At 63.8% G+C, this 18,062-nt stretch carries 18 protein-coding genes and 1 pseudogene; 13 read left to right on the top strand and 6 right to left on the bottom strand.

What is annotated here, in order from left to right:
* Position 1 precedes the first annotated feature (1 nt).
* The 4 genes from AC3WQZ_RS33425 to AC3WQZ_RS33410 all read left to right on the top strand — a co-directional run bounded on the left by AC3WQZ_RS33425 (position 2) and on the right by AC3WQZ_RS33410 (position 4,035).
* Entirely contained in the window at positions 2-1,186 is a 1,185-nt protein-coding gene (locus tag AC3WQZ_RS33425) for a tyrosine-type recombinase/integrase (protein ID WP_492301987.1), read from the top strand.
* A gap of 417 nt (positions 1,187-1,603) precedes the next feature.
* Positions 1,604-2,032 carry a hypothetical protein gene (locus tag AC3WQZ_RS33420; protein WP_454749389.1) on the top strand — a complete coding sequence of 143 codons (429 nt, stop codon included), beginning with the start codon at positions 1,604-1,606 and terminating at the stop codon, positions 2,030-2,032.
* On the top strand, positions 2,029-3,210 hold the full coding sequence (locus tag AC3WQZ_RS33415; RefSeq protein ID WP_454749388.1) for a PDDEXK nuclease domain-containing protein: 1,182 nt from the start codon (positions 2,029-2,031) through the stop codon (positions 3,208-3,210). Before AC3WQZ_RS33420 ends, AC3WQZ_RS33415 begins: the two co-directional genes overlap by 4 nt.
* A gap of 564 nt (positions 3,211-3,774) precedes the next feature.
* Positions 3,775-4,035, top strand: coding sequence for an XRE family transcriptional regulator (locus tag AC3WQZ_RS33410; protein ID WP_454749387.1), 261 nt, complete (start codon positions 3,775-3,777; stop codon positions 4,033-4,035).
* 447 nt (positions 4,036-4,482) lie between these two features.
* Here the strand turns inward: AC3WQZ_RS33410 and AC3WQZ_RS33405 are convergent.
* A pseudogene (locus AC3WQZ_RS33405) lies at positions 4,483-4,878 on the bottom strand (Tn3 family transposase); the annotation flags it as partial.
* 69 nt (positions 4,879-4,947) lie between these two features.
* On the opposite strand from AC3WQZ_RS33405, the gene AC3WQZ_RS33400 reads away from it, so the two are divergent.
* Positions 4,948-5,430, top strand: a complete 483-nt coding sequence (locus AC3WQZ_RS33400; protein ID WP_454749386.1) for a hypothetical protein — start codon at positions 4,948-4,950, stop codon at positions 5,428-5,430.
* Between the two features lie 246 nt (positions 5,431-5,676).
* Here AC3WQZ_RS33400 and AC3WQZ_RS33395 read toward each other — a convergent pair whose 3' ends face one another.
* From AC3WQZ_RS33395 to AC3WQZ_RS33385, 3 genes are all read right to left on the bottom strand, one after another.
* Complete coding sequence (locus AC3WQZ_RS33395; protein WP_454749385.1) at positions 5,677-6,072, bottom strand: type II toxin-antitoxin system VapC family toxin; 396 nt, start codon at positions 6,070-6,072, stop codon at positions 5,677-5,679.
* Entirely contained in the window at positions 6,069-6,344 is a 276-nt protein-coding gene (locus AC3WQZ_RS33390) for a type II toxin-antitoxin system Phd/YefM family antitoxin (RefSeq protein ID WP_454749384.1), read from the bottom strand. Before AC3WQZ_RS33390 ends, AC3WQZ_RS33395 begins: the two co-directional genes overlap by 4 nt.
* A 694-nt stretch (positions 6,345-7,038) precedes the next feature.
* Positions 7,039-7,695 carry a GntR family transcriptional regulator gene (locus AC3WQZ_RS33385; protein ID WP_454749383.1) on the bottom strand — a complete coding sequence of 219 codons (657 nt, stop codon included), beginning with the start codon at positions 7,693-7,695 and terminating at the stop codon, positions 7,039-7,041.
* Between the two features lie 80 nt (positions 7,696-7,775).
* On the opposite strand from AC3WQZ_RS33385, the gene AC3WQZ_RS33380 reads away from it, so the two are divergent.
* The 3 genes from AC3WQZ_RS33380 to AC3WQZ_RS33370 are packed head-to-tail and all read left to right on the top strand — an operon-like array spanning position 7,776 to position 10,721.
* On the top strand, positions 7,776-8,537 hold the full coding sequence (locus AC3WQZ_RS33380; protein ID WP_454749382.1) for an enoyl-CoA hydratase/isomerase family protein: 762 nt from the start codon (positions 7,776-7,778) through the stop codon (positions 8,535-8,537).
* Between the two features lie 28 nt (positions 8,538-8,565).
* Entirely contained in the window at positions 8,566-9,543 is a 978-nt protein-coding gene (locus tag AC3WQZ_RS33375; protein ID WP_454749381.1) for a tripartite tricarboxylate transporter substrate binding protein, read from the top strand.
* A gap of 17 nt (positions 9,544-9,560) precedes the next feature.
* Positions 9,561-10,721, top strand: a complete 1,161-nt coding sequence (locus AC3WQZ_RS33370) for a CaiB/BaiF CoA transferase family protein (protein WP_454749380.1) — start codon at positions 9,561-9,563, stop codon at positions 10,719-10,721.
* 415 nt (positions 10,722-11,136) lie between these two features.
* On the opposite strand, the gene AC3WQZ_RS33365 is transcribed toward AC3WQZ_RS33370, so the two are convergent.
* Entirely contained in the window at positions 11,137-12,036 is a 900-nt protein-coding gene (locus AC3WQZ_RS33365) for a LysR family transcriptional regulator (RefSeq protein WP_492301984.1), read from the bottom strand.
* Positions 12,037-12,179: 143 nt separating this feature from the next.
* Here AC3WQZ_RS33365 and AC3WQZ_RS33360 point away from each other — a divergent pair, with 143 nt between their 5' ends.
* Both AC3WQZ_RS33360 and AC3WQZ_RS33355 read left to right on the top strand, forming a co-directional pair.
* Positions 12,180-13,175, top strand: a complete 996-nt coding sequence (locus AC3WQZ_RS33360) for a tripartite tricarboxylate transporter substrate binding protein (RefSeq protein ID WP_492301983.1) — start codon at positions 12,180-12,182, stop codon at positions 13,173-13,175.
* A 55-nt stretch (positions 13,176-13,230) separates the two neighbouring features.
* Positions 13,231-14,406, top strand: coding sequence for a M20 aminoacylase family protein (locus tag AC3WQZ_RS33355; protein WP_492301982.1), 1,176 nt, complete (start codon positions 13,231-13,233; stop codon positions 14,404-14,406).
* Positions 14,407-14,596: 190 nt separating this feature from the next.
* On the opposite strand, the gene AC3WQZ_RS33350 is transcribed toward AC3WQZ_RS33355, so the two are convergent.
* Positions 14,597-15,532 (bottom strand): LysR family transcriptional regulator, encoded by a 936-nt coding sequence (locus AC3WQZ_RS33350; protein ID WP_153956933.1) that lies wholly within the window; start codon positions 15,530-15,532, stop codon positions 14,597-14,599.
* Positions 15,533-15,687: 155 nt separating this feature from the next.
* Here AC3WQZ_RS33350 and AC3WQZ_RS33345 point away from each other — a divergent pair, with 155 nt between their 5' ends.
* The 3 genes from AC3WQZ_RS33345 (at position 15,688) to AC3WQZ_RS33335 (ending at position 17,974) form a co-directional block, all read left to right on the top strand.
* Positions 15,688-16,518 carry a dioxygenase family protein gene (locus AC3WQZ_RS33345; protein ID WP_454749393.1) on the top strand — a complete coding sequence of 277 codons (831 nt, stop codon included), beginning with the start codon at positions 15,688-15,690 and terminating at the stop codon, positions 16,516-16,518.
* 40 nt (positions 16,519-16,558) lie between these two features.
* Positions 16,559-17,260, top strand: coding sequence for an alpha/beta hydrolase (locus AC3WQZ_RS33340; protein WP_454749394.1), 702 nt, complete (start codon positions 16,559-16,561; stop codon positions 17,258-17,260).
* A gap of 288 nt (positions 17,261-17,548) precedes the next feature.
* Positions 17,549-17,974: a rubredoxin gene (locus AC3WQZ_RS33335; RefSeq protein ID WP_454749395.1), complete on the top strand. Its 426-nt coding sequence runs from the start codon at positions 17,549-17,551 to the stop codon at positions 17,972-17,974.
* The last annotated feature ends 88 nt before the right edge of the window (positions 17,975-18,062 follow it).

The following is an 18,062-nucleotide window of genomic DNA, read 5'->3' as shown; positions in this document are numbered from 1 at the left end:
GCTGCCGGCGGCGCTGTCCGGCGCGGCCGGCAGCAACCGCGCCCCGGATCGGGCCACCCGCATCGCCGCGGCCGACGACCTCGCCGCCGTCACCGCCTGGCTCGCGCGCTATGCCGACAGCGCGGCGACGCTGACCGCCTACCGGCGCGAGGTCGAGCGCCTGATCCTGTGGTCGGTGCTGCAGCTGGGTAAGCCGCTGTCGTCGCTCACGCACGAGGACCTGCTCGCGTATGAACGCTTCCTCGCCGACCCGCAACCGGCCGCGCGCTGGGTGCTGGCCGGCAGCAAGAAACTCGCGCGCAGCCACCCCGACTGGCGCCCGTTTGCCGGGCCGCTGGCGCCCCGCAGCGTGCGCCAGGCGCTGGTGATCCTGAACGCGCTGTTCGCCTGGCTGACCGAGGCCGGCTACCTGGCCGGCAACCCGCTCGCCCTCGCCCGCCGCCGGCGCGCGCCCGCCAGGGCGCGCATCACGCGCTATCTCAGTCACGACCTGTGGGAGACGGTCAAGGACACGGTGGCGGCAATGCCGACCGACACCGCGCGCGAGCGCCTGCATGCGGCGCGTTGCCGCTGGGTGCTGACCGTGCTCTACCTGGGCGGCCTGCGCGCGTCCGAGTTGACCGCCACGACCATGGGCGCCGTCTTCTGCCGGCGCGATGCCCAGGGCATCGAGCGCTGGTGGCTGGAGGTCACCGGCAAGGGCAACAAGACCCGGCTGGTGCCGGCCACCGACGAGTTGATCGCCGAACTGGCGCGCTACCGCCGCACCAACGACCTGCACCCGACGCCGCAGCCTGGCGAGGCCCTGCCGCTGGTGCTGCCGGTGATCGGACGCGAGCAACGCGCGGGGCGCGGGGATCGTGACCCGGGCCTGTCACGCGGCGCGCTGCACCTGATCCTGAAGGAAGTGTTCGGCCTGGCGGCCGCGCGCCTGCGCGCGCGCGGGCCAGAATGGGAGGCGCAGGCCACGGTGCTGGCCAGTGCCTCGGCGCACTGGCTGCGCCACACTGCCGGCTCGCACATGACCGACCAGCAGGTCGACCTGCGCTACGTGCGGGACAACTTTGGTCACAGCTCGCTCTCGACGACGAGCGGGTACCTGCACAGCGAGGAGGATGCGCGACACCAAGCCACGCAGGAGCGCCATCGAATCGGTTGGCGCGCCCCGAAGAAGGAAGAACGGTGATTCAACGTAGATCTCGCTCGCGCTGTTCCGGGCAGCGCCGGCTATGGCAGCATCCACGGCGACATCGTCGCCCCGCTGGACGCCACCGGGCGTGCTGTGATACCTGTAAAGGGATAAGCCACGGTTTCGCTAACCCGGCTCGCTGGCGGCCGCTCCGCCGGCCCGCTATTTGCCCGGCAGTGTGCACCATGCGTTACCTGAGCGACGGCCGGTGGACGGTCGTCAGGGAAACGGTCGGGGCGTTGCCGGCAGCGTGCGCCTGCATGCAGCGCCCCTGCCGCTGGCGCTCTTGGTGCTCCGTCTTGGGGGACGCCGGAAGTCACCACCACGGCCATGGCGCAACATTTAGGACCGATCAACCATGCGCACGGCTGATTCCTCGAAACTGACTACAGTTGTGCCACATTGATAAAATGGATGCACTATGCCAACCATATAGTGTTAACGATGAAGCGCTGCGCTGTAGGCTTCTGTCCGGAAATTCCAGCGATTGGTCGTGGCGACGACGCGCCCATGGCCACGTTTCCACTGCCAATGGCAACGCTGGACAAGCCGATTCGCGAGTCGGAACAAGGCATCGCCTCCACTCACCACAGCCAGAAGCCCAATCTGCAAGGACTCAAGATCCGGCAACAGACTAAGGAACGGGCGGTCAAGGATCCACAGATTGAAGGCGATGCGTTGTACTGGCCGATCTACAACCTAGATCGGAAGAACCTCAACGCCAGAACTGGCCAAGAGCACGCCGCCCCTAAGAACCTCATAACTCTGATGCGCGGCCATGAATCCAAGACGATGCGTCGGGCGAGTGCGGGCGAAGCGCCGCTGATCGAGGTGCAGGCATGACCAACCTCACACAAGGCCCTACTGAATATAGTGGCATGCGTGGCGATATCGTCGCGCTGCTGGAAGCCGCACGCCGCGCCGCGGCACGTAGCGTCAATGCACTGATGACGGCTAGCTACTGGGAAATCGGTCGCCGCATTGTTGAGTTTGAGCAAGGCGGACAGGATCGGGCTGCTTATGGCGAGGCACTGATCGAGCGCTTGTCGGCTGACCTGACCGATCGGTTTGGGCGAGGGTTCAGCCGGCAAAATCTGTGGCAAATGCGCGCTTTCCATCTAGCCTGGCCCGCCGTGCACATTCGCCGGAGACTGTCTGGGGAATCGACAAAACCCGGAATGCTCCAGACACCGTCTGGAGAATCCGCTGCCGAGCTCATTCGGCAATCACCGTCGGCACTTACTACAGACTTGCCAGTGCTGGCCCAAGCCTTCCCCTTACCCTGGTCGGCTTACGTCCGCCTGCTGTCCGTCAAGAACCCACAAGCCCGCGCCTTCTATGAAGCCGAGGCCCTGCGCGGCGGCTGGTCGGTCCGGCAACTTGACCGGCAGATCGGTAGCCAGTTCTACGAGCGAACTGCACTGTCGCGCAACAAGTCGGCGATGCTGCAGAAAGGCGCGACCGCCGAGCCCGGCGACCTGCTCACACCTGAGCAAGCAATCAAGGACCCCTTTGTCCTGGAGTTCCTCAACCTCAAGGACGAATATTCCGAATCCGACCTCGAGGACGCGCTGATCCGGCATTTGGCCGATTTCTTGTTAGAACTGGGCGACGATTTCGCCTTCGTCGGTCGTCAGAGGCGGCTACGCATCGATGACAGCTGGTTCCGTGTGGATCTGCTGTTTTTCCACCGTCGTCTGCACTGCCTGCTGATCATCGACATCAAGGTCGGCAAGTTTAGCTACGCCGATGCCGGGCAGATGCACCTGTATCTAAACTATGCCCGCGACCATTGGATGAAACCTGGTGAAAATCCGCCGGTGGGCCTGATCCTGTGCGCCGAAAAAGGCGCGGCCGAAGCTCACTACGCGCTGGAGGGCTTACCCAATAAGGTGCTGGCCGCCGAATACCAGACCCTGCTGCCCGATGAAAAACTGTTGGCAGAGGAGCTCGCTAAGACGCGGCGGGAGTTGGACGCGCGACGTGTGTGGCGGTCTGACGATGCGGCTGGCAACGAATAAGCGCAGGCGTGGCTGAAAGTCGCCTTGGGGATGATGTTGCCGACCCGAACCGTCCCCCTCGACTTGCTTTGAAACCAGCTCGGCCGGCCACCTTGGCATATAGCGACCACCCACCCGCAAAGCTCAGGCCCAGGTCGCAAGGCTACAGGCACCGCGCTCAATCACAGTCCATACGCCGTCAACGTCATAGCCCCCTTCTGGGCGGATCACCATGTGCTGAAGGGGCCTATGCCGGAGGCATGCTGTAGTTTCACGAAAGTGAAATATTGAGCCGGACGGCACGATCTCCTGCGCCTGCCGGCCGGATCAAATCTGATGGATCCAGGGCCTCGCGCCCGCTCCGGCCGGGCTCCTTCCCGCTAAGCAGGGTTCCGCGCCTTGCGAAGGATCCTGTCGTCGGGCCGTCGCAGTGAAGACGGCGAACTGCCAGGGGACGCGCTTGCAGCCCTCTCAGTGTTTCCCCGAGATTGTGCGGACATTCACTTCGCTGAATAATCGCGCCCTCAGCCACCATCACGCACGATGCAGAAAGGGGTTGCCGTCTAGCGAATGAAAGGAATTCACATGTTTTGCTTCGAGTATGGAAACAGTAATGTGTATGCGCAGCTTGGCTTCGCAGACGCCGAAGAAATCCCGCTGAAAGCGAACATCGTGAAAGACATCACCCACAGCATCCGAGCCAGCGGGCTGAAGGTGTCGGAAGCCGCCACCCTGCTGGACACCTCGCAATCGGATCTGCTCCTGGCGCTGTGCGGGAAGTTTCAATCCTTCCGCGCAGCTGAACTGCGCAACTGGCGGGATCGGCTAAGCCTTCCCTTGCGGTGATCTCTGCCGCCGATCGGGCGGTACATTGGCCCCCCGATTAAGGCGCTTTCTACTGACGCTGTGAGAGCGTACCTTTGCGATCACCGGATATCCCGTGCAGATTGGTCGGGGCAAACCCGAGCTCATGTTGGCATCCATTTGACGATGGCTAGCGCGGTCGGTTTCTGTTCAGGTGCGAGTTGCCGTCATCTGCCCCGGGCTCTCATGCCAGCTAGGATTGATGGTTGTGAGCAAAGCTTGGGTGGTTAATTGCATTTTAACTTTAGGCGGCTCGCTCCCCGGCGTTTTTCGTTATGGGCTATTTCTGCCCCCCCGAAAACTGAAAATCTCCATCAAATCCTTGCTGGACAAGGCTTTCCGGGGTGCGTAGTGCCTAAAAATTGGTCCATCTGGCTTGGCGGGCCCGCGTTGTCAGGATGCCGAGGGACCCCGAGAGCACTGGGAGGGTCAGGATCGACCGCTTTGTGGGGTGGCTTGCTGGATCCGGGCCCAGTAGGCCGGATCTTCATAGTAGGCGGCCAGGATATCCATGTCGACGGCCCCGGTCTGACCGAAATTGAAAGCGCCGAACAGATTCACATGTTGCCAGGCGACCGGCGACATACCTGCGATCAGGTCCATTGCGGTTTAGTCTGCGGCGGCGCGTTTCTGCTCGTACACGCGAGACAGAAGCGCGGTGTTGTAGTGGATGATCGCGTTCGCGATCAGACGCGAGCATTCGTTCCACAATTGCTGCTCGCCCTCAGTATGCACGCGGAGTTTGCCACCGTTGACGAAGGAGATTGCGCGGCGCAGCCGATGGTAGGCCTCGCCCCGGTTGAGAGCCTTCTGCACGGCCTGACGTTATTGCGAAAAGCCAAAATACCTGGCCGCCCCTTCGCCTGGTTCCGGCTGCTCGATCAGCTCGCATAGATGGTCATCGCCCGCTCGGACGGCGTCGCGACCGTCTCCGGGTTGGCGAGCGGACCGGCTCTGGTGCAATTACGGGCGCGAGCGAAAAATGGGATTCGCCGTTACATCAACGCGCTGAAAGGAAACCGCGCCAGGGCTGCGATCTGGCTCCCGCTTTCGCGCGGTCTCGTGATAGCGGGCGGCATCGGCAACACCCCGTTGTTGTCGATGGCGAGAACGTATGTGCATCTCGCATCTCTGCCACGATTTCCTTACAAATTGCACATATCCCAGTGGCATGCGCTTGCTAACTTTCGCGCTCTCGCGGCCTCGCGCCGCCCGCATCGAAGGAGTCACAGCATGAGAATCGCCCGTGTCATCACCCTGCTTTCGCTTATTTTCAGCTTGAGTGGCTGCATTGTCCTGCCCGGCGGATCAGACGGCCGCAACCCTGACGGCGGCCTTGGCGGCCCGGGTGGCTGGAATATGCCTGGGCGCGAATGAATCTGGTGGCGACGATGAAATGGTCGACCATCGGCCTGGTGTTGCTGACCTGGTTCGGCGGCTGCCTTGCCGCAGGCTTTCTCGCTATGAACTGTGCAACGCTGATAGCGGAGTAGCGCGCCTGTATAGGCCTGTGCCGCCCCTTGTCGGTATCCCCTCGTACCGACCGGCCGTCGCTGCGTCTAAGCTGTCGCTGTGCGTAATGCAGAGCAAAAGCACGTACCCGGCCGCCCCTCGCCCCTCCGCCTATGCGCTGACCACGCGCGTTTCTCCGTATTGTGGGAGCCGCGCGTCCGCAGTGAGCAGCACCATGGCTTCGCTGAGCGCCTGAGACACGAGCATCCTGTCGAACGGGTCCTTGTGGTCGGCGAACGTTGGAAGGGTTTCCACCATCACGGCATGCCTGGCCTCGACCGGCAGCAGCTGGTAGCCTGAGAGCCGGAAAACTGCCTCGGCCTGCGCGGCCGACATCGCAACCGGCAGCTTCCCCAACGAGCTCTTGATCGCGATCTCCCAGACGGAGGCGGCGCTCACCCAGATCTCATTCATCGGATGGACAATCAACTCGCGCGCCTTCTGCGAGAGCCGCTCGTCGTCGAACGTCGCCCACAGGGCAATGTGCGTGTCCAGCAGCAGCCTCATTCGCCCGAGCCCTCCCCCGTGCCGAACAACAACGCAATCTCGTCGTCGGCGGCGTTGAACTCATCAAGACTGAAAGACCTCCAGTTGGCCAATGCCGCCTTGCCCGCGCCAATGCGCTTAGAGACGTCCTTCGACGCTGGCAGGATCGGGACAAGTTTGGCGGCGGGCTTCCCATTGCGGGCGATCACGACCTCTTGCTCCTCTCCGTTCTCGATTGCCTCGACCAGCTTTGACAGGCTCGACTTCGCGTCGTGCATATTGACCGTGAGCATGGCTCCCCCTACCTAGCTAAAGTCCTAGCTAAGTCTACCAGATTTCAAATTTCTTGCGCGTGGCGTGAGAGTTCGCGCCGATTCGAGGTCAACCACCCGCTTTGGTGTGTACGTTGCCCAAGTGCGGACTGAGGCTCAATCGCATGACGCGCGCTCGCCCGCCCTCAGTCCGTCCTATCGCAGGAATTCAAGATCACAGCGGGACCTTTGTCTTCCAACTCTATTTATGCAAGGCCCTTCAAGCGCGCTGATAATCACATGGCCGGCCGGGCCTCGCCCTGAGAAGCGGTGAGGTTAGAGTCAAAGTGGGATGTGCACTTGAGCTGACGGAGTCCGACATGAAGTACTGCGGAATCACAGGTGGTGCCGGCAGTGGTATTGACCGCGGACACGGCATTCATCGCCGCGGCAACGGTTGCGGCGCCGAATGTCCTGCGGGCGAGCAACCCCGTACCATCGAAGTCCCTCGACCAGGTGGTCGTCACGCTCGGCGGCGTGCGTATCGAGCTGACCGGGAGCGCATGCCGATTTTTTAGCCGCCTATCTCAAGCGATTCCACCGGAACGCGCCTTCGCGCAGGGTGGTTTCTCACAATTCTTGGATGGCCGCTCCTGGAAGTCTCGGTGGGCGAAGTTAGCGCATTGCAGCCGTACGCCAGCACGTGGCAGCCAGGTGTAGCCGGAGCGCTGCCCATCTATTCCATCATTGTGTTAGCGAGCAACACCAGGTCAGCGATTGCCTTGCCACCCGCTGAAATATGGGTGCGCATGGCCTCAGCAGCGGCGTCCGAATTCCCGGCCAGCACGGCCTCGACCACCCTTGCATGCTCCCGATGTGAACTCGGTACGCGCGCATCGTTGATCAGGCCCTTCTGTTGCCAATAGATGGCCAGCCGCCGGCGCAACTGAACGATCTGCTCGGACAGGAACGGGTTCGCCGCGGCTTGGTAGAGCACATCGTGGAATTTGCGATTCGCCTCGATATAGCCCGCAGTATCACTATGCTCCGCGAGCAGGCCCGCCGCGTCGTGCGCTTGCGCCAGGACCTTCTTTCCTGCTGGCGAGATCCGTTGCGTCGCTAACCGCGCAACCACCCCCTCCATCTCCGCCAGGGTTTCGAACATCGCGACAAGTTCGGCAGCGGTCGGCTTGTGAACGAACATCCCGGCGCGCGGAACGATCGTTACCAGCCCTTGGGCGGCAAGCATCAACAGCGCCTCGCGCACTGGCGTGCGCGAGCTCTCAAAATCGTCAGCCAACGTTTTCTCGTCGATTTGGGCGCCGGGGCGCAGGGCGCCGGACTGGATGGCCGCGACGACGCTTTCACGGATTCGGTCTTGTAATGATTGCACGGGTATACCCTTGTTTGCGTCAACTAAATAATATCTGTAGTCTTTATGAATATATCACAGTGAGTTGGAGATATTTCAGCATGGATGATAACTCGCCACGGCTCACCCTGGACGGCGCCGTCGCCACGATCGCGCTGCGCCGCCCGGAAGTCGCGAATCGTCTCAGCCCCAGCGATCTGCGCCTGCTGCGCGACCACGTCGACGCGGTCAACGAGATGGACCGGATCCTGGTGCTCCGCTTTGTCAGCACCGGCAAGTACTTCTGCAGCGGATACGACATCGGCTCGCTCGCGGGCAAGGCGGACGAAGGGGCATTGAATTTCGGCGAGGTGATGGACGCCGTAGAGGCCGCCCGCCCGGTCACGATTGCCGCCATCAATGGCGGCGTCTATGGCGGCGCTACCGATCTTTGCCTGGCTTGCGATTTCCGCCTTGGCGTGCCGGATAGCGACATGTTCATGCCGGCGGCCCGGCTCGGCCTGCACTTCTATCGGGGCGGCATGGAACGCTACGTGTCCCGGTTGGGGCTGAACAGCGCAAAGCGCCTGTTCCTGACCGCGGACAAGATCGATGCCGACACGATGCTTCAGATCGGATTCCTGACGGAGATCGTTCCCGCGGAGGTTCTCCAAACCCGCCTGGATCAACTGTCGAAGCAGCTTGCTGGCATGGCGCCAATCGCCCTGCTCGGGATGAAGCAGCACCTCAACGCAATCGCTCGCGGCTCGCTCGATATGGAAGCGCTGCAACGGGACCTGCATCGCTCGGAGACCTCGGCGGACCTCCGGGAAGGCGCGGCGGCGTGGAAAGAAAAGCGCCAGCCGGTGTTCAACGGAAAGTAGCGACACGGCTACGGAGGAGACAAGACCCATGAAGAAGACTGCAATCTGCCTGGCAGGCCTGGCCACATCGGCCTTTGCCCTGTCGGCCCATGCCTCACCCCAGCTGAACTATCCGACCAAGCCCATTCGCCTGGTGATTGGCTTCCCGGCCGGCGGCGGCGCCGACAACACGGCCCGCTTGTACGGTGACGCCCTGAGCCGCGAGCTCGGCCAGCCGGTGATCGTCGACAACAAACCTGGCGCCGGGACCACGATCGCTGCCGAGGCGGTCGCCAAGGCGCCGGCAGATGGGTACACGCTCTATATCGCGACGGCGAGTCTGATGGGCGGCGACAAGGTGCTCTACAAGAACATCAGGTACGACCCGTCCGACTTCGCCCCGATCACCCGCCTGGTCGCAGCGCCGATGATTCTTGCCGTCAACAAGGACACTGGGATCCGGAGCGTGGCCGACCTGGTGGCACAGGCCAAGGCACACCCTGGCGCCCTCAACTATTCCTCGTCCGGCAACGGCGTGATCACCCACTTGGCAGGCGTCTATTTCACTAAGCTTGCCGGTGTTCAGATGACGCATGTCCCCTTCAAGGGCGGCGCACCGTCCGCGCAGGCGGTGGCCGCCGGCGACGTGCAACTCACCTTCGGTACCGCCCCGTCCGTCAAACCGATGATCGACGCCGGCAAAGTCATCGGCGTTGCGGTGACTTCGGCGCAACGGTCGCCAGCCAACCCGCAGTTGCCGACCATCGCCGAAGGCGGTGTGAAGGGCTACGACCTGTCCGCGTGGTATGGCCTGTTCGCGCCGGCAAAGACCCCGCCCGAAATCATCGACAAGCTGTTCGCTGCCACGGCAAAGGTGATGGCCAATCCTGAGCTGAAGAAGAAGTTCCTCGCGCAAGGCGATGAGGTCTCGGTCTCGAGCTCGGTTGCCGAGTTCCGGGAGTACGCAGCGCGCGAAGGGAAAATCGGCGTCGAGCTGGCGATCTCCAGCGGTGCAAAGATTGATTGAACAAAGTTGAGAGGGGAATGATGAAGGAAAGTGGCCAACTTCCACTGGCGGGGATTACCGTCGTAGACCTGACGCGGGTCCTCGCCGGGCCGTACTGCACGATGATGCTCGCGGACCTGGGGGCTCGCGTCATCAAGATCGAGAATCCGGATGGCGGTGATGATTCGCGGCATGTCGGGCCGTTTGTGGACGGCGAATCGGCATACTTCGCCTCGATCAACCGCAACAAGGAGTCGATCGCACTCGACCTGAAGAACCCCGAGGATCGCAAGGTCCTGGAGAAGATGCTCGAGTCGGCTGACGTGCTGGTCGAAAACTTCCGCGCGGGCGTGATGGAGAAGCTCGGCTACACATGGGAAGGTCTTCATGCTAGATACCCGGGTCTCGTGTATGCGTCCATCTCCGGATTCGGCCAGACCGGCCCGTATCGCAACCGTCCCGCCTACGACATGGTCGTCCAGGCGATGGGCGGGCTGATGAGCGTCACTGGGGAAGTCGGCGGCAATCCCGCGCGCGTGGGGGTTTCCATCGGCGACATTGGGGCTGGGCTTTACGCAACGATTGGTATTCAGTCGGCGCTGCTCAAGCGGGTGCATACCGGTCTGGGCGAGCGCGTCGATATCTCCATGCTGGATTGCCAGGTCGCCCTGCTGGAGAATCCGATTGCGCGCTACTCCGCGACAGGAACCGTCCCCAAGCCTCTTGGAACCCGTCACCCGTCCATTACCCCATTCGACATGTTCGCGACCCAGGACGGCTTCATCGTCGTTGCGGTTGGCAATGACACCTTATTTGCGAAGCTCTGTGACGCCCTCGGCCACGCAGAATGGGCGGGCGAAGCGCGGTTTGCCACGGTCCCGGCACGGAACGAGCATCACGTCGAACTCAAGGCCCGCCTCGAGAAGCGCCTCGCTGACGCTACGACTGCGGAGTGGGAGGCCGTGCTCGAATCCGCCGGCGTCCCTCATGGCCCACTGAACAGTGTGCCTCAATTGATGCAGAACCCCCACGTGGAGGCACGCGGGATGCTCATTGATATCGGCATCGGTCAGGGCAAACCGCTCAGGATCGCGGGCAACCCCGTCAAGATCGGCGGCGTCGACACCCTCACCAACGTGCGGAATCCACCGTCGCTGGACCAGGACCGGGATCGCCTGCTCGCGGAATTCAAACTATAGTGGGCGAAAATCTCTCGTAGTTACGAAGGACAGGTTGGGTATTGGCGAGCTCAGCGCGCCGCCCGCCCCTCTTTTTGCGGGACAACAAGCATCCCAAGCCTATCCAGTGGAAGTACAACGATCCGTCGCGTCGAATTCACCAGGTGCCATTTCAAGGAAGCGCGCTGTCAGCTTCGGCGTCTGGAGTGTTCCGACGGGATCGCAACGCTTACACTTTACCGGCCTAGCCCCATTGCAGGCCATCGCAGCAGCAAAGATTTGTCGATGCTCCTCCTGCGAGGCCAGCCGCAGTTCCGGCGCGTGGAAGAGTTCCTCGATCTTCCCAACGGGGACGCCCGCCAGGGCAGTTCGAACGGAGCCGGACCGGGCGCAGCCGCGGTCGCGCAGACGTGAATCCCCGAGCTCGTCGGCGCCGCTACTCCCGCATCCTCTGTGCCATGAACGTCCGCAGCGTCTGCATTGCAGGCGTCTCGGTCCGCCCCTGCAACGTGATCAGCGCAAACTGCGCGCTGGTGTGCAGAGGCGGCGTCAGTACCAGTTCCGCCAGTTCCCCACTCGCAATAGGCTCGCGCGCGGCCGCGATGATGCCCAGGAAGACAGCATCGGTTACCCGGGCCGCTTCCACCAGGCCGGCGATTTCCTCGCAGCGCAACGTGACCATTTCATCCGGATGCGCGCGTGGCCCGAAGTGGGCGACCAGGATGCGCGCCACCTCGTCCGACAGCGGGCTTGAAGCGATCGGATAGGCCAGCAGATCTTCGAAACGAATGCACGGCAGCTTGTGCAACGGATGGCCGCTGCGGCAGATGAAGCCGGCACGCAGGTCCGGTAGCCGCTCCACGTTCAAATCCGAGCCCGGCACCAGCGAGCGCAGGTCGATCACGATGCCGTCCAGGGCGCGGCCGCGCAGTTGTTGCAGCTGCACATTGGTGGCGCCGCGGGAGATGGTGAGTCGGACCTTTGGATGATGCTTGGCCATATGGACCAGGAAGGGCGTCATCAGCATGGCGCCCGGCCCCGAGCCGAGCCCAATGCGCAGCATGCCCGCCTCCCCGGCTTGCAGGTCGCACGCACTCTGTTTCAGCTCGCCGGCCTCGAAAGCGATGCGCCGCGCTCGTTCCAGAGCCAGTTGCCCAAACGGCGTCAGTTCGTTGCGCTTGCCGATGCGGTCCACCAGGGCCATGCCAAGCTCCGATTCCAACGCCTGGATGCTGCGGCTTAACGCCGGCTGCGTCAGGTGCAGTCGCGCCGCGGCCTGGCTGAACGAGCCGGTTTCGGCCAGCGCAATCAGATGCTTGAGCTGAATCAGGTTCATGCGGCTCTCACGTATGCAGTTTTGTAATGATAATGCAAAAAATGATGCATTGGACATCGTGGCACGGCCTTCTTAATATGGCTCGCAGCCAGGCGTACCCACTGGGGCAAGCACAGACCTGGCATCTTTGACAGGAGACAACGATGTACCTCACACGATGCCTGTGCCGCCTGCTAGCCGGCCTGCTCACCGCCTCGCTGGCTGGTGCCGCTTGCGCTGCCGCGAACGGGCCGTATCCGGCCAAGCCGATCGCGCTGATGGTTCCCTACCCCGCCGGCGGCGCTTCTGACGCGATCGCCCGAGTGCTGAGCCAGCCCATCGGCAAGCAGCTCGGCCAGACCGTGCTGGTGGAAAACCTGGGCGGCGTCAGCGGCGCCATCGCCGCGCAGAAGGTGCTGTCCGCCCCGGGCGACGGCTACTACGTGTTCCAGGGTTCGCCCAACGAGGTCATTCTTTCCCCGCTGGCAAACGCCGCGGTCAAGCTGCGGGCCGAAGACTTCCAGCTGGTGCAGCCCATCTCCACCGCGGTGCTGGCGCTGGTCGCACGCAAGGATCTGGAGGCCAATTCCTCAGACGAACTGATCACGCTGGCGCGCAGCCGCAAGGACACGCCCTTGTCCTACGGCAGTGTGGGCGTGGGCTCGCTGTACCACATCCTGGTCGAACACATGCAGCAGCTCACCGGCACCAAAATGACCCACGTGCCATACAAGGGCGCGGCGCCACTGGTCCAGGACATCGGTGGTGGCCAGCTGGACTTCGCCATCGTGCCCTTCAATGCTGCGCTTGGGGCCATGGCGCAGCAGGGGCGGCTAAAGCTGCTGGCCACCGTGGGCGCCAACCGTCCTGCGCTGCTGCCCAATGTGCCGACCATCAGCGAAGGCAAGCTGCTCAAGAACTTCGCCTTCACCATCTGGACTGGCGTCATGGTCAAGAAGGGAACGCCGCCCGACGTGGTCCAGCGCCTGAACCAGGCGCTCGGCCACGTGCTCCAGGATCCCGCCGTGCGCGCGGGCCTGGAAGCGCAGATGCAACTGGTGGCCGCACCGATGTCGCTGCAGGAAGCGGCCCGTTTCTATGAGAGCGAAACCGCACGCTATCGTGGCCTGGCCAAGGCCATCGGGCTTCAGCCTCAGTAACGCGCCGACGCACCTCACGCATCACCGCCCTCACCTGACACAGAAAGGGAACCCCATGCATGCCATCCTGGAATCGCTGCGCGCGGGCGCAGACAAGTTCATCGCGTTGCGGCGCGATATCCATCAGCACCCCGAGCTCGGCTTCCAGGAGCACCGCACCAGCGATGCCGTCGCGAAATGCCTGGTGGAATGGGGCTACGAAGTCGAGCGCGGCCTGGGCGGCACTGGCGTGGTCGGCAGGCTGCGGCGCGGCAACGGCACGCGCCGGCTTGGCCTGCGGGCCGACATGGATGCCCTGCCGATCGACGAGGCGAACGGGCTGCCCCATGCCAGCCGCCACGCAGGCGTGATGCATGCCTGCGGACACGATGGCCATACCGCCATGCTGCTGTGCGCCGCCCAATACCTGGCGCGCGAGGCGGCGTTCTCGGGCACGCTCAACCTGATCTTCCAGCCGGCCGAGGAAGGCCTGGGCGGCGCCCTGCGCATGATCGAGGAAGGACTGTTCGAGAAATACCCCTGCGACGCCGTGTTCGCCATGCACAATATGCCGGGCATGCCGCAGGGCAAGCTGGTGCTGCGCGAGGGGCCAATGATGGCCTCGTCGGACTACGCGACCGTCACCCTCCGGGGCGTGGGCGGCCACGGCGCCCTGCCGCACCGCGCGGCCGATCCGCTGGTAGCAGCGGCCGGCATCGTGCTGGCCCTGCAGACCGTGGTCGCGCGCAACATCGATCCCCTGCAGATGGCGGTGGTAACCGTCGGCGCTATGCACGCCGGCCGTGCCAACAACGTGATTCCGCAGGAGGCCACGCTGGAGCTCAGCGTGCGTGCGCTGGACCGGGAAGTGCGCGCCACGCTGGAGCGGCGCATCAAGGCCCTGGTGCAAGCGCAGGCGGAAAGCTATGGCGTGCGCGCGGAGATCGACTACCGGCAGGGCTACGCGGTGCTCGTCAATACGGCGCAGGAGACCGAATTCGCACGCCGCACGGCGCTCGAACTGCTGGGAGCGGACGGTGTCGTGCTGCAAGGTCCCGCGCTGCCGGGCAGCGAGGACTTCGCCTTCATGTTGGAGCGCTGCCCGGGTAGCTACCTGCTGATCGGCAATGGCGATGGCAACAGCGCAGGCGCGTGCATGGTGCACAACCCCGGCTACGACTTCAACGACGACAACATCGCCATCGGCGCGGCCTACTGGGCCCTGCTCGCGCAGCGTTTCCTGACGGACTGAAGCAGCAACCGGAGCCGACCGGCTGTCTGCACGCTGAAGTCATGCTGATGCCGCGCCCTGTAGAGAAGAAAAGCAGCGCACCTGCGCTTGCAATGCCGGACATACCGAAGGAGCTGGGCCGCAGGCACTGCCGGTGATCGGCACAGTGCTGTAAGCCATTTCGCTGACGCACTTCCATAAGACCACCCGTTCAATCGTCTGCGGCGCTGCTTGGCACGTGGCGGCCGCCGGGCTCCCACGACATGTGCTTAAAGGCCTCCACCAGATAATCCACCAGCCGCCGTACCTTCAGCGGCAGCTGCTTGCGCGTGGGATAGACCGCGTACACACCGATCTCGACGGCGCGAAACTGAGGCATCACCTCCACCAGCGCGCCGCTGCGCAAGTCCTCGTACAGCATGAAGCTGGGCTGCAGCATGATGCCGCCATGCCCGAGGGCAATGCCACGGCAGGTGTCGCCGTTGTTGGTGTGCACGCGCGCACGCGTGCGCACGCTGACCTTGCCGTGCGGGCCGTCGAAATGCCATTCGTCTCGATCGGACCAGTTCGTGTAGGCCAGCACGCGGTGGTGCGCGAGGTCGTGCGGATGCAGCGGCGTGCCGTGCCGCTCCAGATAGCGCGGCGTCGCGCATAGCAGCATGCGCGTGCTGACCAGCTTGCGGCTGATCAGGGCGGAACTGGGCATGTCGCCGATGCGCACGGCGAGGTCGTAGCCTTCATCGACGAGATCGACCACGCGGTCGTTCAGCGTGATGTCGAGGTCTACTTGCGGATGCGCCTCCATGAACGCGGCCCACAGCGGCGCGAGGTGCAGGATACCGAAGGTCAGCGGCACGTTGATGCGCACCAGCCCGCTGGGCTCCAGTGTGCGCGAGCTGACCTCGGACTCGGCGTCGTCCAGCGCCCCCAGCACTTCCTTGGCGCGCTCGTAGAAGATGCGTCCCTCCTCGGTCAGCGACAACCGGCGCGTGGTGCGCTGAAGCAGCCGCACCCCCAGGCGCTGCTCGAGCGCATCCACATGGCGCGAGACCGCCGCCTTGGACATGCGCAGTCCCTCCACAGCGCCGACGAAGCTGCCGGCCTCGACCACGGCGGTGAACACAGTCATTTCCAGGGCTCTATCCATCACGTTTTCATAGATTGTCTCGATTATCGGGACGATAAATCACAGAATAGGCAGTTTATCGGCGAATGAGAAACCAATAGACTGCCTGCGATCTTTCTCGCCGGCTGGGCGCGTTGTCGCGCGCCTCGCGTCGCGACGACCCAGGAGATACCGTCATGTCCGCTACCGCCACCGCCCCCCGCACCACTCTGCCCGTGCTGTTCATCTCGCACGGCGCGCCCACCTTCGCCATCGATCCGGGCGTGGCCGGCCCACAGCTCACTGAACTGGGGCGCGCGCTTCCGCCCGCGAAAGCGGTGCTAGTGGTGTCACCGCACTGGATGACGCCGCGCGAAGTGCACGTGAGCACCAACGCGCAGCCCGATACCATCCACGATTTCGGCGGCTTCCCGCGCGCGCTGTATGCGCTCCAATACCCGGTGGCCGGCCATCCGGCACTGGCCGCGCGCACGGCCGAACTGCTGAAGGCATCCGGCTGCCCCACGCGGCTGGACCCGCAGCGCGGATTGGACCACGGCGCTTGGGTGCCGCTGCGCCACCTGCTACCCGATGCGCACGTGCCGGTGTTTCAGGTGTCGCTGCCGTATCCGCTGGACCCTGCCGACGCACTGGCACTGGGTCGCACGCTCGCGCCGCTGCGTGACGAGGGCGTGCTGATCGTCGCCTCCGGCAGCATGACGCACAACCTCAACGAGTTCCGCAGTCACGGCAGTGGCGAGGCGCCCTATGTGGCCGAGTTCACCCGCTGGGTGCGCGGCGCGGTGCGGGCCGCCACGCAGCACGGCAACGTGCAGCCGCTGATCGCCTACCGCAGCCTCGCGCCGCATGCCGTGCGCGCGCACCCCAGCGACGAGCACTTCCTGCCGCTGCTGGTGGCCGTGGGCGCGGCCAGCACGGGCGAGCCGCTGCAGGTGATCGACGGCGGCATCACCTATGGCGTCCTGTCGATGGAGTCATATGCGATCGGCGCGAGCGCGGCGGCCTGAGCAGCGGCTTCGCCCCCAAGCCTTGAACACAGGAATTGAGATGAACACCACCCCACAAGACATCGGCCCGCTGCAGCCGGATGCTGCCTCCGGCCTGCGCTATCGCTTGCGTAATACGGATGGCGTCCCCGCCGGGCGTCTTCTGCTGCTGCACGGCGTCGGCAGCAACGAGACCGACCTCGCTCCCCTGGCGAGCTACATCGACCCGCGCGTGCAGATAGCGTTGGTACAAGGCCCGCTGGTCTTCGGCCCGCGCCAGCATGGCTTCTTCGAAGTCAGCTTCCAGAACGGCGCACCGGCCATCAACGCAGCACAGGCCGAGCGCAGCCGCCAGCAACTGATCACGCTGGTGCGCAGCTTCCACGCGCAGGATGCCAAGGCTGCAGCGCCGCGCGTGCCCACGGTGATCGCTGGCTTCAGCCAGGGTGGCATCCTCAGCGCCAGCGTGTCGCTGACTGCGCCGCAAGAGGTGGCGGGCTTCGCCGTGCTGAGCGGCCGTATCTTGCCCGAGATCGAACCGCATCTCGCGCCGCGCGAGGCACTGGCCAAGCTGTCGGCGCTGATCTCCCACGGCGAGTTCGATGACAAGCTGCCGGTGGCCTGGGCCGAGCGCGCCAAAGAGTGGCTGACTGCGCTGGGCGTGCCAAACCAGAACCGCCGCTATCCGATCGGCCACACCCTGAACCAGCAGGTCGTCAGCGACTTCGCGCGATGGCTGACCGGCCCGCTCGCGCTGGCCTGATCGACGCAAGCCACCTCCATCACCTCGCGCGCCAGCACGAGCACGGCGCGCGTTATCCTGCGCCCTGCTTTTGAAACCCGTCATGCCTTCGAAGCGGCCATCCTCTGATTCCGCCCCCCTCACCCACAAGCCGCTGACCCTGATCCAGACTTTGAGCCTGGTCGCCGTGCTTGGTCTGCTCGCCTGCGTCGTACTGAAGACGCACGGCTGAGCCGGCACGCGCGTTTTCCGCTTCGCCCCCCGTGTCGGAGACGCCGGCAGACACAAAAATCCACCGTCCCCTGTCGCATGTATAAAAAAGACACCGCCGTAGAGATCCAGTTTTCTCCGCAACGCTTGAACGACGGCGCCGGCGATCCTTATTGGATCGATCTGACCTCCGATGAAGCACAAGCTCTGCTCACGCAACTGCATGCACGCCTGGGCAATAGGGAGCACACGCCGGCGCCGCCGCTGGTGTTTAGTCTGGAGGAGCCGGAAGGCACCGTGACCAAGTCCGTTACTGCGACCGATGCCAAACCCGCTGCAGCGCAGGCCTCCAGCAACGAGTTCAAGCAATGGGTCTGCATCATCTGTGGATGGGTCTATGACGAAGCCGACGGCTGGCCTGAAGACGGCATCGCGCCGGGCACGCGCTGGGAAGATATTCCTGCTGATTGGCGCTGCCCGGAGTGCGATGTGGGGAAGGAGGATTTTGCGATGGTGGCGTTTTGAGGGTTAGAACCCATGCGGTTTTACACATCTTTGACCTTCCCAAGCGACCAGAGCGCCCAGGAAAGGCGTTTACTTTCAACGACTTGAA

It is taken from the genome of Cupriavidus sp. FW305-26 (genome assembly GCF_058787975.1).
This window is presented reverse-complemented; position numbering and strand designations above follow the sequence as displayed.